This window comes from Enterobacter cloacae complex sp. I3, assembly GCF_014896175.1.
Taxonomy (GTDB): Bacteria; Pseudomonadota; Gammaproteobacteria; order Enterobacterales; family Enterobacteriaceae; genus Enterobacter; species Enterobacter bugandensis.
Window position 1 is genome coordinate 25,187 of record NZ_JADBQZ010000016.1, and the last position, 13,692, is coordinate 38,878.

The window sequence follows — 13,692 nt, forward strand, 5'->3', positions numbered from 1 at the left end:
CTTAATCAAATTTCATACGTGTGGCTTTCAGGTTCACAATCGCCAGAGCGCCAACCAGCAGGAAGATCAGGGTGGCAATCGCCGCCGCCAGACCAAAGTCCTGGCCGCCGCCGCCTTCAAAGGCGATACGGTAGGTGTAGCTCACGAGCAGGTCGGTATAGCCTGCCGGCGTGGTGGTGCCGAGACGGTCCGGGCCGCCGTTGGTCAACAGCTGAATCAGCACGAAGTTATTAAAGTTAAAGGCGAAGCTGGCAATCATCAGCGGCGTCAGCGGCTTAATAAGCAGCGGCAGCGTAATTTTAAAGAAGTTCTGGAACGGACCCGCGCCGTCCATCGCCGAGGCTTCATACAGATCGTCCGGAATCGCCTTCAGCAGCCCCATGCACAGGATCATCATGTACGGATAGCCCAGCCAGGTGTTGACGATGATAATCATCGAGCGGGCGGTGGTCGGGTCGCTGAACCAGGCCGGTTTGATACCGAACAGCGCGCTCAGCATCATGTTGATTTCACCGAAGCTCTGGTTAAACAGCCCTTTGAAAATCAGAATCGAGATAAACGACGGTACGGCGTAAGGCAGAATCAGCAGCACGCGGTAAATCGCTTTGCCTTTCAGGGACTCCCACTGCACGAGGCAGGCCAGCACCATGCCTACGGCAACGGTCAGGATCACCGTCAGCACCGAGAAGACCACCGTCCAGACGAAGATGGCGAAGAACGGTTTCTGGATACCTTCGTCGGTAAACACGCGGGTAAAGTTGTCCCAGCCGATGGTGACGGTATAGCCAGGGCTGAGCTTGTCATCACCCCATTTGCCATCGGCATTTATAGACTGATAGAAACCAATGTCGTTATTCGGACGGTACTTCACGCCGCTCTGGTTGTTGGTCAGCGTGCCGTCATCCGCCAGGGTATAAAGCGGCTGCGTGCCGGAGAACTGGCGCAGCGAGCTCATGGTCACTTTGCTTTCATCGGGCAGCACGGCGGTGAGCTGGGTCAGCGCCTGGCGATTCTGGGTAATGATACGCAGGTTCGCACGTTCACCCTCCGGCAGGGCCGCGGCCTCTTTTAAGATCAGCTTCTGCTCGCCGCCAAATTTGAACGCGTCGGAAAGATAGTTTTTGCCGCTCTCACCGTCAGTGAGCGCTAACTTCCACTCGTCACCTGCAGGATACAGGCCGAAGTTAAAGGTTTTACCCGCCTGATAAGAGCGATCCAGAAGCACCTGAGTGGCGCGCTCCTGCGCGAGCTGGTTGGTGCTGCTGTAGTTGGTGAACGCAATGGCGATGGTGCAGATCAGCGGGAACAGGACAAACAGCCCCATCCCGGCCACGCCCGGGTAGACATAGCGCCAGGCATAGGCTTTACGGTTGGCGAAAATATACAGGCCAGCAGAGCTTAAGATCAGCGTCATGATGGCGAACAGATATTCCCCTTGTACGTACATTAAAACAACAAGGTAACCCACCAGCAGACACAGCAGACCGATCGCTGACCACTTCAGCGCGTCGCTTTGCCACCAGTGCTTCTTTTTAATGACATCCATGGGGTTCTTCCTCTACAACGGTGGAAACTTTTCGTCAGGTGGCGCTGCGCTTACCTGACCTACGGATCGTGCCGTAGTCGTAGGGCGGGTAAGCGCACGCGCCACCCGCCGTTTTTCTTCTTACTTAGTAATACGACCCTGAGCATCCTTCAGCGCGGCATCGACAGTCTGGCGACCGCTTGCAGCGTTGATGACGGCGGTACGGGTGGCGTACCAGAACGCGGCCATCTGTGGGATGTTTGGCATGATTTCGCCTTTCTGGGCGTTATCCATGGTTGCCGCGATGCGTGGATCTTTTGCCAGCTGATCCTGGAAGGATTTCAGCGCCACGGCGCCCAACGGTTTGTCCTTGTTCACTTCACCCAGACCCTGATCGGTCAGCAGGTAGTTTTCCAGGAACTCTTTCGCCAGCTCTTTGTTCGGGCTGGCGGCGTTGATGCCCGCGCTCAGCACGCCCACGAACGGTTTAGACGGCTTGCCGTTGAAGGTTGGCAGCAGGGTCACGCCGTAGTTGATTTTGCTCTTGTCGATATTGGTCCAGGCCCACGGACCGTTGATGGTCATCGCGGTTTCGCCTTTGTTGAACGCCGCTTCCGCGATGGAGTAGTCGGTATCCGCGTTCATGTGTTTGTTCTTAATCAGGTCAACCAGGAAGGTCAGGCCTTTTTTCGCGCCCGCGTTGTCCACGCCCACGTCTTTCACGTCATATTTGCCGTTTTCAAACTTGAACGCGTAGCCGCCGTCGGCAGCAATCAGCGGCCAGGTGAAGTACGGCTCTTGCAGGTTGAACATCAGGGCGGATTTACCTTTCGCCTTCAGCTCTTTATCCAGTTTCGGGATCTCTTCCCAGGTTTTCGGTGGGTTCGGCACCAGGTCTTTATTGTAAATCAGTGACAGGGCTTCAACCGCGATTGGGTAGGCGATCAGCTTGCCGTTATAGCGAACTGCGTCCCAGGTGAACGGGAACAGTTTGTCCTGGAAAGCTTTGTCTGGCGTGACTTCAGCCAGCAGGCCAGACTGCGCGTAACCGCCGAAACGGTCGTGTGCCCAGAAGATGATGTCCGGGCCGTCACCGGTTGCCGCAACCTGCGGGAATTTCTCTTCCAGTTTGTCCGGGTGCTCTACGGTGACTTTGATACCGGTGTCTTTCTCGAATTTTTTGCCCACTTCGGCCAGGCCGTTATAGCCTTTGTCGCCGTTAATCCAGATAACCAGCTTGCCTTCTTCAATTTTGGCGAGCGCTGGGGCGGAAACCATCATTGCTGCAAGGGCGGACAATGCGAAAACGCGTGCGCCAGTCTTGATATTCATATCTGCCATCCTTTTTGGTGATGTGCTCGTGGATACATAAGGTGGTTCAACGTGACTCAGTCTCCTTATTTGACATCCTCTTTCCATCCTCCCAACCCCTACGCCCCACCCCCCGTTTGTGTGATCTCCGTTGCATAAATTTAAGTTATGAGTGCTGGCGCACATAAAAACCCACCGAATTTTGCAGGCGGCTTCACGAATTTCGCCTCAGCCCCCCGGCTGCGGTCGCAGAGCCTGTTCTCTCATCCTCCCGCCTCCTCCCCCATAAAAAAGGCGGGGGGTGGAGGATTCATGAAAGTAATGGATACCCCATAGTGAACTTATCTTGAATGTTTCTGTCGGTGACAGGTTGTAACGAAGGGAGAAGGGCATGGCGAGCGTACAGCTGCGTAATGTAACGAAAGCCTGGGGCGACGTAGTGGTGTCGAAAGACATCAATCTGGACATCACTGAAGGCGAATTTGTGGTGTTTGTCGGCCCATCAGGCTGTGGTAAATCAACTCTGCTGCGTATGATTGCCGGTCTTGAAACCATCACCAGCGGCGACCTGCTGATCGGTGATACCCGAATGAACGACATCCCGCCAGCCGAACGCGGCGTAGGCATGGTGTTCCAGTCTTATGCGCTTTATCCCCATCTTTCCGTTGCCGAGAACATGTCCTTTGGCCTGAAGCTGGCCGGGGCGAAAAAAGAGGTCATTAACCAGCGCGTCACGCAGGTGGCTGAAGTGTTGCAACTGGCGCACCTGCTGGAGCGTAAACCGAAAGCGCTTTCCGGCGGTCAGCGTCAGCGCGTGGCGATTGGCCGTACGCTGGTGGCCGAGCCGCGCGTGTTCCTGCTTGATGAACCTCTCTCTAACCTGGATGCCGCCCTGCGCGTCCAGATGCGTATTGAAATCTCCCGTCTGCACAAGCGCCTTGGCCGCACGATGATTTACGTCACCCACGATCAGGTCGAAGCGATGACCCTCGCCGACAAAATCGTGGTGCTGGACGCCGGTCGCGTGGCGCAGGTGGGCAAACCGCTGGAGCTGTATCACTACCCGGCAGACCGCTTTGTTGCGGGCTTCATTGGCTCGCCAAAGATGAACTTCCTGCCCGTCAAAGTGACGGCGACAGCCATTGAACAGGTACAGGTGGAGCTGCCAAACCGCCAGCAGGTCTGGCTCCCGGTCGACAGCGCCAACGTACAGGTCGGGGCAAATATGTCCCTCGGTATCCGTCCTGAGCATCTACTGCCAAGCCACATTGCGGATGTGACGCTGGAAGGTGAAGTTCAGGTCGTCGAACAGCTTGGTCACGAAACACAGATTCATATCCAGATCCCCGCCATCCGTCAGAACCTGGTCTACCGCCAGAACGACGTGGTGTTGGTAGAAGAGGGTGCCACATTCGCTATCGGCTTGCCGCCAGAGCGCTGCCATCTGTTCCGTGAGGATGGCACCGCATGTCGTCGGCTGCACAAAGAGCCAGGCGTTTAAGCAATCCCAAAAGAAGACACGAAACCGACAGGTGAAGTGTTCAAAGAAAAGCAATGATCTCAGGAGATAGAATGATGATTACTCTGCGCAAACTTCCTCTGGCAGTTGCCGTCGCAGCGGGCGTAATGTCTGCTCAGGCGCTGGCCGTGGATTTCCATGGTTATGCTCGTTCCGGTATCGGCTGGACGGGTAGTGGCGGCGAACAACAGTGCTTCCAGGCAACCGGTGCCCAAAGTAAATACCGTCTGGGTAACGAATGTGAAACCTATGCGGAACTGAAGCTGGGCCAGGAAGTGTGGAAAGAAGGCGACAAGAGCTTCTACTTCGACACCAACGTAGCGTACTCCGTGGCGCAGCAGAACGACTGGGAAGCCACTGACCCGGCGTTCCGTGAAGCTAACGTGCAGGGTAAAAACCTGATCGAATGGCTGCCAGGTTCCACCATCTGGGCCGGTAAGCGCTTCTATCAGCGTCATGACGTCCACATGATCGACTTCTACTACTGGGATATCTCTGGTCCTGGTGCGGGTCTGGAAAACATCGATGTCGGTTTTGGTAAGCTCTCTCTGGCAGCAACCCGTTCTTCTGAAGCTGGTGGTTCTTCCTCCTTCGCCAGCAACAGCATTTATGATTACACCACTCGTACAGCGAACGATGTCTTTGACGTGCGCCTGGCACAGATGGAAATCAACCCAGGTGGCACTCTGGAACTGGGTGTTGATTACGGTCGTGCTAACCCGCGTGATGATTATCGCCTGGTTGATGGTGCTTCAAAAGATGGTTGGATGTTCACCGCTGAGCACACCCAGAGCATGCTGAAGGGCTATAACAAGTTTGTGGTTCAGTATGCCACTGACTCAATGACGTCTCAGGGTAAAGGCTTGTCTCAAGGTTCTGGTGTAGGCATCGATTCTAACTCGGGTTATGCCTACGACATTAACAACAACGGTAGCCTGCTGCGTATTCTCGACCACGGTGCAATCTCTCTGGGCGATCGCTGGGACCTGATGTATGTCGGTATGTACCAGGACATCGACTGGGATAACAACAACGGGACCAAGTGGTGGACCGTGGGTGTACGTCCGATGTTCAAATGGACGCCTATCATGAGCACCTTGCTGGAAGTGGGTTACGACAACGTGAAATCACAAAGCGCTGACGAAACCAACAACCAGTACAAAATCACCCTGGCACAACAGTGGCAGGCAGGCGACAGCATTTGGTCTCGCCCGGCAATCCGTGTATTCGCAACCTACGCCAAGTGGGATGAGAAGTGGGGTTATGACTACAACGGTAACCCATCTAACAACGCTAACTACGGTAAAGCGTTCAAAGATGGTTTCAATGGAAGCTCCTTCGGTCGTGGCGACAACGACGAGTGGTCCTTCGGCGCCCAGATGGAAATCTGGTGGTAATCCCGTCTTAACCTGACGTAATGACCAAACTGAGGGGCGCAAGCCCCTCAATCCTTGGGACGGCGCGCTATTGCCTGGCTACCGCTGAACCTGTGCATTTTGAGGTGATAACAATGAAAATGAACAAAACTCTCCTTGCCCTTTGTTTATCCGCAGGGCTGCTGGCAAGCGCGCCTGCCGTAACGCTCGCTAACGTCAACTTCGTTCCGCAAAACACAACATCTGCGCCAGCTATTCCGACAGCGGCACTGCAACAGCTTGTCTGGACGCCTGTCGATCAGTCTAAAACCCAGACCACCCAGCTCTCAACGGGCGGCCAGTCGCTTAATGTTCCGGGTATTACCGGCCCGGTTGCTGCGTATAGCGTACCCGCCAATATCGGTGAACTGGCCATTACCCTGACCAGTGAAGTCAACAAGCAGACGAGCGTATTTGCGCCTAACGTGCTGATTCTCGATCAGAACATGACGCCATCAGCCTTTTTCCCAAGCGAATACTTTACCTACCAGGAGCCTGGCGTGATGAGCGCCGATCGTCTGGAAGGCGTCATGCGCCTGACCCCTGCGCTGGGCCAGCAAAAACTCTACGTGCTGGTCTTTACCACCGAGCAAGACCTCCAGAAGACCACCACGCTGCTCGATCCGGCTAAAGCCTACGCAAAAGGCACCGGTAACGCGATTCCTGATATTCCGGACCCGATTGCTCGTCACGTCACAGACGGAACGTTAAAGCTGAAGGTGAAAACGAACAGCGGTTCCAGCGTGCTGGTCGGCCCGCTGTTTGGCTCCTCCGGTAACGGCCCTGTTACTGTGGGCAATACCGCAGCACCTGCTTACACCGCGCCTGCTGCCACGGCAGCCGCACCGGTCGCCGCCGCAGCGCCAGCCCCGGCGAAGAAAGCCGAGCCCGTACTGAACGACACCGAAGAGTACTTCAACAACGCCATTAAGCAGGCGGTGAAGCGCGGCGATGTCGATAAAGCGCTGAAACTGCTTGATGAAGCCGAACGTTTAGGTTCAACCACTGCCCGTTCCACCTTTATCAGCAGTGTAAAAGGCAAGGGGTAACTGTTCCCCACAGTGCTGATTTGTTAGTAGTTTAGTGCGCCTGAGTGGGCGCACTTTTTTTCGTATTCGCCAGGCTGTTGCGCCTATGTTGCGATAGTGATCGTTAAATAACGTTTGGCCCCCCCTCATTGCCCGTTTCTGCGATACAATGCCATTACGTTATGTATCGGAGAGTCTGGCATGTCACACCCCGCGCTAACGCAACTGCGTGCGCTGCGCTATTTCGACCAAATACCTGCGCTTGATCCGCAGCAGCTGGACTGGTTGCTGCTGGAAGATTCCATGACAAAACGTTTTGAGCAGCAGGGTAAAACGGTCACGGTAACCCTGATACAGGAAGGGTTTGTCTCCGGAGATGAGATCGCCAGCGAGCTGCCGCTGTTGCCGCAAGAGGAACGCTACTGGCTGCGTGAAATTTTACTCTGTGCCGATGGCGATCCCTGGCTTGCCGGGCGGACGGTGGTGCCCGAATCTACCCTATCCGGGCCTGAGCTGGCGCTGCAGCGGCTGGGGAAAACGCCGCTGGGACGTTATCTTTTCACCTCATCTGAGCTGACCAGGGATTTCATTGAAATTGGGCGTGATGCCGAACTGTGGGGGCGCCGTTCCCGCCTTCGCCTGAGCGGTAAGCCGTTAATCCTGACGGAGCTATTTTTACCGGCATCACCGTTGTACTAAGAGGAAGAAAAAATGGAGTGGACCCTGACGCAGAATAAGCTGTTGGCGTATCACCGCTTAATGCGTACCGATAAACCCATTGGCGCGTTGCTGCTGCTGTGGCCGACCTTATGGGCGCTGTGGGTGGCCACGCCGGGCATGCCGCCGCTGTGGATCCTGGGCGTATTCGTTGCCGGCGTCTGGCTGATGCGCGCGGCGGGCTGCGTGGTGAATGACTATGCCGATCGTAAATTTGACGGCCACGTAAAGCGCACTGCCAACCGCCCGCTACCCAGCGGCCAGGTGACCGGGAAAGAAGCCCGCGTACTGTTCATCGTTCTGGTGCTGCTCTCTTTCCTGCTGGTATTAACCCTGAACACCATGACGATTCTTCTGTCCGTCGCGGCGCTTGCTCTGGCCTGGGTTTATCCCTTTATGAAGCGCTACACCCATCTGCCTCAGGTGGTGCTGGGAGCGGCGTTTGGCTGGTCGATTCCGATGGCGTTTGCGGCAGTTAGTGAGTCCTTACCGCTTAGCTGCTGGCTGATGTTCCTGGCGAACATTCTCTGGGCCGTGGCGTATGACACGCAATACGCGATGGTTGACCGCGACGATGACCTGAAAATTGGCATTAAATCCACCGCCATTCTCTTTGGACGCCAGGACAAACTCATCATTGGCATTCTGCAGGTTGCGGTACTGGCGCTGATGGTCGCGATTGCGCGCCTGAACGAACTGAACTGGGAATTTTACTGGTCGATACTGGTAGCAGGACTGCTGTTTGCCTACCAGCAGAAGCTGATTGCAAAACGCGAACGTGAAGCCTGCTTTAAAGCGTTTATGAACAATAACTATGTCGGACTGGTGCTGTTTTTAGGCCTGGTCATGAGCTATTTATCCTGATTGACGCGCGGTCATGCCCCGCCGGGTATGACCGCGTCGTTACCCGGCATTACCGCCCTCACAAATTTAAACCATCGTTTCATAAATTCGCGCTTTTGTGAGGCGCTTCACCTACGCTTCTCCCGGGCTAGTCTATTTTCTAAGCGTAAAAAAATAAAACACTGTTTTAACGCTGACATCGCTACCCTGGAGCTGACTCAATGAAAACGACCCTCAAGCCGTTATTGGCCGCGCTGTGCCTGTCTGCTTTTGCCTGCACCGTTTCTGCCCAAACCATCAAAGCCGCCGATGTGCATCCTGAAGGCTACCCGAACGTGGTGGCGGTTCAGCAGATGGGTGAAAAACTCAAACAGCAAACCGACGGCAAGCTGGAGATTAAGGTCTTCCCCGGCGGCGTGCTGGGGGATGAAAAGCAGATGATTGAGCAGGCGCAGATGGGGGCGATTGACATGATCCGCGTCTCCATGGCGCCGGTTGCCGCCATCCTGCCGGATATCGAAGTCTTCACCCTGCCGTACGTTTTCCGGGATGAGGATCATATGCATAAAGTGATCGACGGGGATATCGGCAAGCAGATCGGCGACAAGCTGACCGCGAACCCGAAATCCCGCCTGGTGTTCCTCGGCTGGATGGATTCCGGCACCCGCAACCTGATCACCAAAGAGCCGATCGTCAAACCTGAAGATCTGAAAGGGAAGAAAATCCGCGTGCAGGGCAGCCCGGTGGCACTCGCCACGCTGAAGGACATGGGGGCGAACTCGGTGGCGATGGGCGTTAGCGAGGTTTACAGCGGCATGCAGACCGGCGTGATCGACGGCGCGGAGAATAACCCGCCCACCTTTATCGCCCACAACTACATGCCGGTTGCTAAAAACTACACCCTCAGCGGCCACTTTATCACCCCGGAAATGCTGCTCTATTCAAAAGTGAAATGGGACAAGCTGAGCGCTGATGAACAGCAAAAAATCCTGACCCTGGCCCGTGAAGCGCAGTTCGAACAGCGCAAGCTGTGGAATGCGTATAACGACCAGGCGCTGGCGAAAATGAAGGCGGGCGGCGTGCAGTTCCACGATATCGATAAGACGGTATTCATCAAGGCCACAGAGCCGGTGCGCGCCCAGTATGGCGACAAGCATCAGGATCTGATGAAAGCCATCGCTGACGTCCAGTAATACGGAGCACGTATGTCCGAACTCTACCTGAAGTGGATGGACCGTCTGTACCTGCTCGCCATGGCGGTGGCGGGTGTCTCGCTGCTGGTGATGACGATTGTCATCCCCATCGGCATCTTCTCACGCTACGTGCTCAACCGCGGCGAATCCTGGCCGGAGCCCGTCGCCATTATCTGCATGGTGACGTTCACCTTCATCGGCGCGGCGGTGAGCTACCGCGCCGGGTCGCACATTGCGGTCAATATGCTCACCGACCGTCTGCCCGCGTCGCTGCAAAAGTTGTGTGTACGTGTGGTTGATCTGCTGATGCTGCTGATTTCCGGTCTGATGTGCTGGTACAGCTACTGGCTGTGCGTCGAGCTGTGGGAGCAGCCGGTGGCGGAGTTCCCGATCCTGACTTCCGGCGAAAGCTACCTGCCGCTGCCGATCGGGTCGGCGATTTTGATTCTGTTCGTGCTTGAACGCCTGCTGTTTGGCGCGCAGGAAAACCGTCCGGTCGTGCTGATCGGCAATCACAGTTAAGGGGTGAACAATGGATGCTTTTGTTTTGTTATTCACCCTCGCCATTTTGCTGGCGCTGGGGATGCCGGTGGCCTTCGCCGTGGGGCTGAGCGCCGTGGCAGGTGCGCTGTGGATTGATTTACCGCTGGAGGCGCTGATGATCCAGATCACCAGTGGGGTGAACAAATTTACCCTGCTGGCGATCCCGTTCTTCATCCTTGCCGGAGCGATCATGGCGGAAGGGGGCATTGCCCGACGGCTGGTTAACTTCGCCTATGTGTTTGTCGGCTTTATTCGCGGCGGGCTGTCGCTGGTGAACATCGTCGCCTCGACGTTCTTCGGCGCGATTTCTGGCTCGTCGGTGGCGGATACAGCGTCCATCGGCAGCGTGATGATCCCGGAGATGGAGAAGAAGGGCTATCCGCGCGAATACGCGGCGGCGGTCACGGCGAGCGGGTCGGTGCAGGCGATTCTGATCCCGCCCAGCCACAACTCGGTGATTTATTCCCTGGCGGCGGGGGGAACGGTCTCCATCGCCACGCTGTTTATCGCCGGCGTGCTGCCGGGGCTGCTGCTGGGGCTGTGCCTGATGATCCTCTGTCTCGGATTCGCCCACAAGCGCGGTTACCCGAAGGGTGAGAAAATCCCGTTTAAGCAGGCGGTGAAGATTTTACTTGATGCCCTGTGGGGGCTGATGACGGTGGTGATTATCCTCGGCGGGATCTTGTCCGGGATATTTACGGCGACGGAATCCGCCGCCGTGGCCTGCCTGTGGGCATTCTTCGTCACCATGTTTATCTACCGCGACTACAAATGGAGCGAACTGCCGAAGCTGATGTGCCGCACGGTGAAAACCGTCACCATCGTGATGATTTTAATCGGCTTTGCCGCGGCGTTTGGCGCGGTGATGACCTACATGCAGCTGCCGATGCGCATCACCGAGTTCTTCACGTCGCTCTCTGATAATAAGTACGTGATCCTGATGTATCTCAACATCATGCTGCTGCTGATCGGCACGCTGATGGACATGGCGCCGATCATTCTGATCCTGACGCCGGTGCTGCTGCCGGTGACCAACTCTTTGGGGATCGACCCGGTGCACTTCGGGATGATCATGATGGTTAACCTGGGGATCGGGCTGATCACCCCGCCGGTCGGGTCGGTGCTGTTTGTGGCGAGCGCGGTGAGCAAGCAGAAGATTGAAACCGTGGTACGGGCGATGCTGCCGTTTTACGGTATGTTGCTGGTGGTGCTTGGGATGGTGACGTACATCCCGGCTATATCATTGTGGCTGCCGAGGATGTTGGGGATGCAGTAACGCCGTTTTTTGCCGGGTGGCGGCTGCGCCTTACCCGGCCTACGGTTCAGAGTTGTTATTGGCCCGGTAAGGCGCAGCCGCCACCGGGCGTTTTTATTTCCGCCGTAATAATCTCAACGCGTTCGCCGTGACCAGCACCGTCGCCCCGGTATCCGCCAGCACCGCCAGCCACAGGCCAGTCATGCCGAGCAGCGTGGTGACGAGAAATATCCCCTTCAGACCCAGCGCAATGCCGATGTTCTGGCGAATATTGGCGCGCGTCGCCCGCGCAAGATCTATCATCTGTGCCAGCCCGGTCAGGCGGTTGTGCGTCAGCGTCGCGTCGGCGGTCTCCAGCGCCACGTCGGTGCCGCTGCCCATGGCAATGCCAATGGTTGAGGCCTTCATCGCCGGGGCATCGTTAATTCCGTCACCTACCATCGCCAGCGGCGCGCGGCTGTTCAGTTCAGTTACCGCGCTGACCTTGTCCGCAGGCAGTAATCCGGCCTTAAACGCCAGCCCCAGCTCGTCGGCAATCGCAGCCGCCGCGCGCGGGTTATCGCCGGTGAGGATCACGCCCTGTACGCCCAACTGATGCAGCGCCGCCACGGCGTCTTTGGCGTCATCGCGCAGAGTGTCGCGCAGTGCCAGCATGCCCTTCGACACGCCGTCCTGCATCACGGCAACGACCGTCTGCCCGGCCTGCTCTAACGCCTCAACCTGTGGATGAGAGAACGCGCCCGCCGCAACAATCAGCACTTTTTTGCCGTCGACGACGGCCTCAATCCCTGACCCGACCAGCGCCCGTTGGGCGGTTGCCGAAGGGATAGCCAGCCCGCGCCTCTGCGCCTCACGCACTATCGCCTGCGCCAGCGGGTGAGTGGAGCCCTGCTCAACGGCGGCGGCTATTATCAGCAGTTCGTCTTCGCTGATGTCCTGCGGATAGACGCCGGTGACCTGCGGCTTGCCAACCGTCAGCGTACCGGTTTTATCGAAGGCGATGTGCTGAACCTGGCTCAGCTGTTCCAGGGCCGCGCCGCCCTTAATCAGCGCCCCGCGACGTGCCGCCGCCGCCAGACCCGAGGTAATCGCCGCGGGCGTAGAGATCACCAGCGCGCACGGGCAGCCAATCAGCAGCAGGGTCAGCCCTTTATAAATCCAGCCCTCCCACGGCGCGCCGAAGAACAGCGGTGGAACGACGGTGACCAGCAGGGCGACCAGCATGATGGCGGGGGTGTAAATCCGGCTGAAGCGGTCAATAAAGCGTTCGACCGGCGCGCGGCGCTCCTCGGCCTCTTCAATCAGCTTCAGGATGCGGTCGATGGCGCTGTCGCCCGGCTCGGACAGGACTTTGAGCTGTACCAGGCGGTCGACGCTGGTGGCACCGGCAGGGACTTTTTCGCCTGCCGCACGCTCCACCGGAATGGATTCCCCGGTCAGGGCGCTTTCGTCAAAGCTCGCGGTGGCGGTAACGAGAGCCCCATCGGCAGGCAGACGCCCGCCCGCGGCGACTTCAATCACGTCGCCCGGGCGCAGCGTGTTGATGGCGACCGTTTCACGTTTGCCTTCATTAACCCGCGTGGCGGTTTCTGGCTTCAGCGCCATCAGCGCGCTCACCCCTTTGCGTGCCCGGCTCGCTGCCCAGCCCTCAAGCCGCTCGCCGATCAGGAACAGCAGCAGCACCATCGCCGCTTCCGCCGTCGCGCCAATGAACAGCGCGCCAATGGCCGCCACGCTCATCAACGTTTCAATGGCAAACCAGCTGCCGCTTCTCATCAGGCGCAGTGCCTGACGGGCAATCGGGAACAGCCCGACCAGGGTAGTGGCAATAAACGCCAGATTACCGAACGGGTGGTTAATCTGCTCCAGACCCCAGCTCAGGGCCATCATGATGATGAGGGTAATAAGCGGCAGGTTTTCTTTCAGGGGAGAGGTTTTTTCGGCAGGTGCCGTTTCGCTGCGCAGGGCATAGCCCGCCTTGCTGACGGCGGCTTCAACCTGCTTGCTGACGTCTTTTTCGGCGCTGACCAGTAGCTTTTCGGTGGCGAACAGGACCTGAATGTGGTTCACGCCCGGTACCTGCCTCACCGCGTTTTCAACTTTGCGGGCGCAGGCCGCGCAGTCCATACCGTTGACGACCCAGCTGTAGCGGTTGCCGCCTTCAGGCAGCGCGTCGACCTGCGTTTCGCACGCGGCCTCGCAGCAGCAGTCGTCTTTCGGCGGAACCGGGCTGAGCTTAAGCGCCGAGAATTGTGGGACTTTTTTTGGAATTTCTGGAGTCGACATGGCAGTCTCCGGTAATGATAATTTTCTCATTAACCGCAGCATACACTCTGGAGTCGA

The 13,692-nt window shown here is 57.2% G+C and carries 11 protein-coding genes; 8 read left to right on the top strand and 3 right to left on the bottom strand.

Features of this window, described 5'->3' with window-relative positions; genetic code table 11:
• Position 1 precedes the first annotated feature (1 nt).
• Positions 2–1,546 (bottom strand): maltose ABC transporter permease MalF, encoded by a 1,545-nt coding sequence (gene malF, locus IM271_RS13810; RefSeq protein ID WP_193052749.1) that lies wholly within the window; start codon positions 1,544–1,546, stop codon positions 2–4.
• Positions 1,547–1,666: 120 nt separating this feature from the next.
• A complete protein-coding gene (malE, locus tag IM271_RS13815) occupies positions 1,667–2,857 on the bottom strand; it encodes a maltose/maltodextrin ABC transporter substrate-binding protein MalE (protein ID WP_032644952.1) in 1,191 nt (396 codons plus the stop codon).
• Positions 2,858–3,227: 370 nt separating this feature from the next.
• On the opposite strand from malE, the gene malK reads away from it, so the two are divergent.
• From malK to IM271_RS13855, 8 genes are all read left to right on the top strand, one after another.
• A complete protein-coding gene (gene malK / locus IM271_RS13820) occupies positions 3,228–4,337 on the top strand; it encodes a maltose/maltodextrin ABC transporter ATP-binding protein MalK (RefSeq protein ID WP_028015130.1) in 1,110 nt (369 codons plus the stop codon).
• Positions 4,338–4,408: 71 nt separating this feature from the next.
• Positions 4,409–5,752 (top strand): maltoporin, encoded by a 1,344-nt coding sequence (locus IM271_RS13825; protein WP_028015131.1) that lies wholly within the window; start codon positions 4,409–4,411, stop codon positions 5,750–5,752.
• A 113-nt stretch (positions 5,753–5,865) separates the two neighbouring features.
• Entirely contained in the window at positions 5,866–6,819 is a 954-nt protein-coding gene (malM, locus tag IM271_RS13830) for a maltose operon protein MalM (protein WP_045631390.1), read from the top strand.
• A gap of 180 nt (positions 6,820–6,999) precedes the next feature.
• Complete coding sequence (gene ubiC, locus IM271_RS13835; protein ID WP_193052750.1) at positions 7,000–7,497, top strand: chorismate lyase; 498 nt, start codon at positions 7,000–7,002, stop codon at positions 7,495–7,497.
• Positions 7,498–7,509: 12 nt separating this feature from the next.
• Entirely contained in the window at positions 7,510–8,379 is an 870-nt protein-coding gene (ubiA, locus tag IM271_RS13840; protein WP_193052751.1) for a 4-hydroxybenzoate octaprenyltransferase, read from the top strand.
• Positions 8,380–8,579: 200 nt separating this feature from the next.
• Positions 8,580–9,551 carry a TRAP transporter substrate-binding protein gene (locus IM271_RS13845; RefSeq protein WP_060573129.1) on the top strand — a complete coding sequence of 324 codons (972 nt, stop codon included), beginning with the start codon at positions 8,580–8,582 and terminating at the stop codon, positions 9,549–9,551.
• 12 nt (positions 9,552–9,563) lie between these two features.
• Positions 9,564–10,073: a TRAP transporter small permease gene (locus IM271_RS13850; protein ID WP_045260961.1), complete on the top strand. Its 510-nt coding sequence runs from the start codon at positions 9,564–9,566 to the stop codon at positions 10,071–10,073.
• Between the two features lie 10 nt (positions 10,074–10,083).
• On the top strand, positions 10,084–11,370 hold the full coding sequence (locus tag IM271_RS13855; protein ID WP_028015136.1) for a TRAP transporter large permease: 1,287 nt from the start codon (positions 10,084–10,086) through the stop codon (positions 11,368–11,370).
• A gap of 93 nt (positions 11,371–11,463) precedes the next feature.
• Here the strand turns inward: IM271_RS13855 and zntA are convergent, their stop codons facing one another.
• Entirely contained in the window at positions 11,464–13,635 is a 2,172-nt protein-coding gene (gene zntA, locus IM271_RS13860; protein ID WP_193052752.1) for a Zn(II)/Cd(II)/Pb(II) translocating P-type ATPase ZntA, read from the bottom strand.
• Between the last annotated feature and the right edge of the window lie 57 nt (positions 13,636–13,692).

Bases quoted from the DNA above. Each gene is read 5' to 3' on its own strand.
- malE (WP_032644952.1), bottom strand. From the start codon at position 2,857: ATGAATATCAAGACTGGCGCACGCGTTTTCGCATTGTCCGCCCTTGCA.
- malM (WP_045631390.1), top strand. From the start codon at position 5,866: ATGAAAATGAACAAAACTCTCCTTGCCCTTTGTTTATCCGCAGGGCTG.
- IM271_RS13855 (WP_028015136.1), top strand. From the start codon at position 10,084: ATGGATGCTTTTGTTTTGTTATTCACCCTCGCCATTTTGCTGGCGCTG.
- malF (WP_193052749.1), bottom strand. From the start codon at position 1,546: ATGGATGTCATTAAAAAGAAGCACTGGTGGCAAAGCGACGCGCTGAAG.
- IM271_RS13845 (WP_060573129.1), top strand. From the start codon at position 8,580: ATGAAAACGACCCTCAAGCCGTTATTGGCCGCGCTGTGCCTGTCTGCT.
- IM271_RS13850 (WP_045260961.1), top strand. From the start codon at position 9,564: ATGTCCGAACTCTACCTGAAGTGGATGGACCGTCTGTACCTGCTCGCC.
- malK (WP_028015130.1), top strand. From the start codon at position 3,228: ATGGCGAGCGTACAGCTGCGTAATGTAACGAAAGCCTGGGGCGACGTA.
- IM271_RS13825 (WP_028015131.1), top strand. From the start codon at position 4,409: ATGATGATTACTCTGCGCAAACTTCCTCTGGCAGTTGCCGTCGCAGCG.
- ubiA (WP_193052751.1), top strand. From the start codon at position 7,510: ATGGAGTGGACCCTGACGCAGAATAAGCTGTTGGCGTATCACCGCTTA.
- zntA (WP_193052752.1), bottom strand. From the start codon at position 13,635: ATGTCGACTCCAGAAATTCCAAAAAAAGTCCCACAATTCTCGGCGCTT.
- ubiC (WP_193052750.1), top strand. From the start codon at position 7,000: ATGTCACACCCCGCGCTAACGCAACTGCGTGCGCTGCGCTATTTCGAC.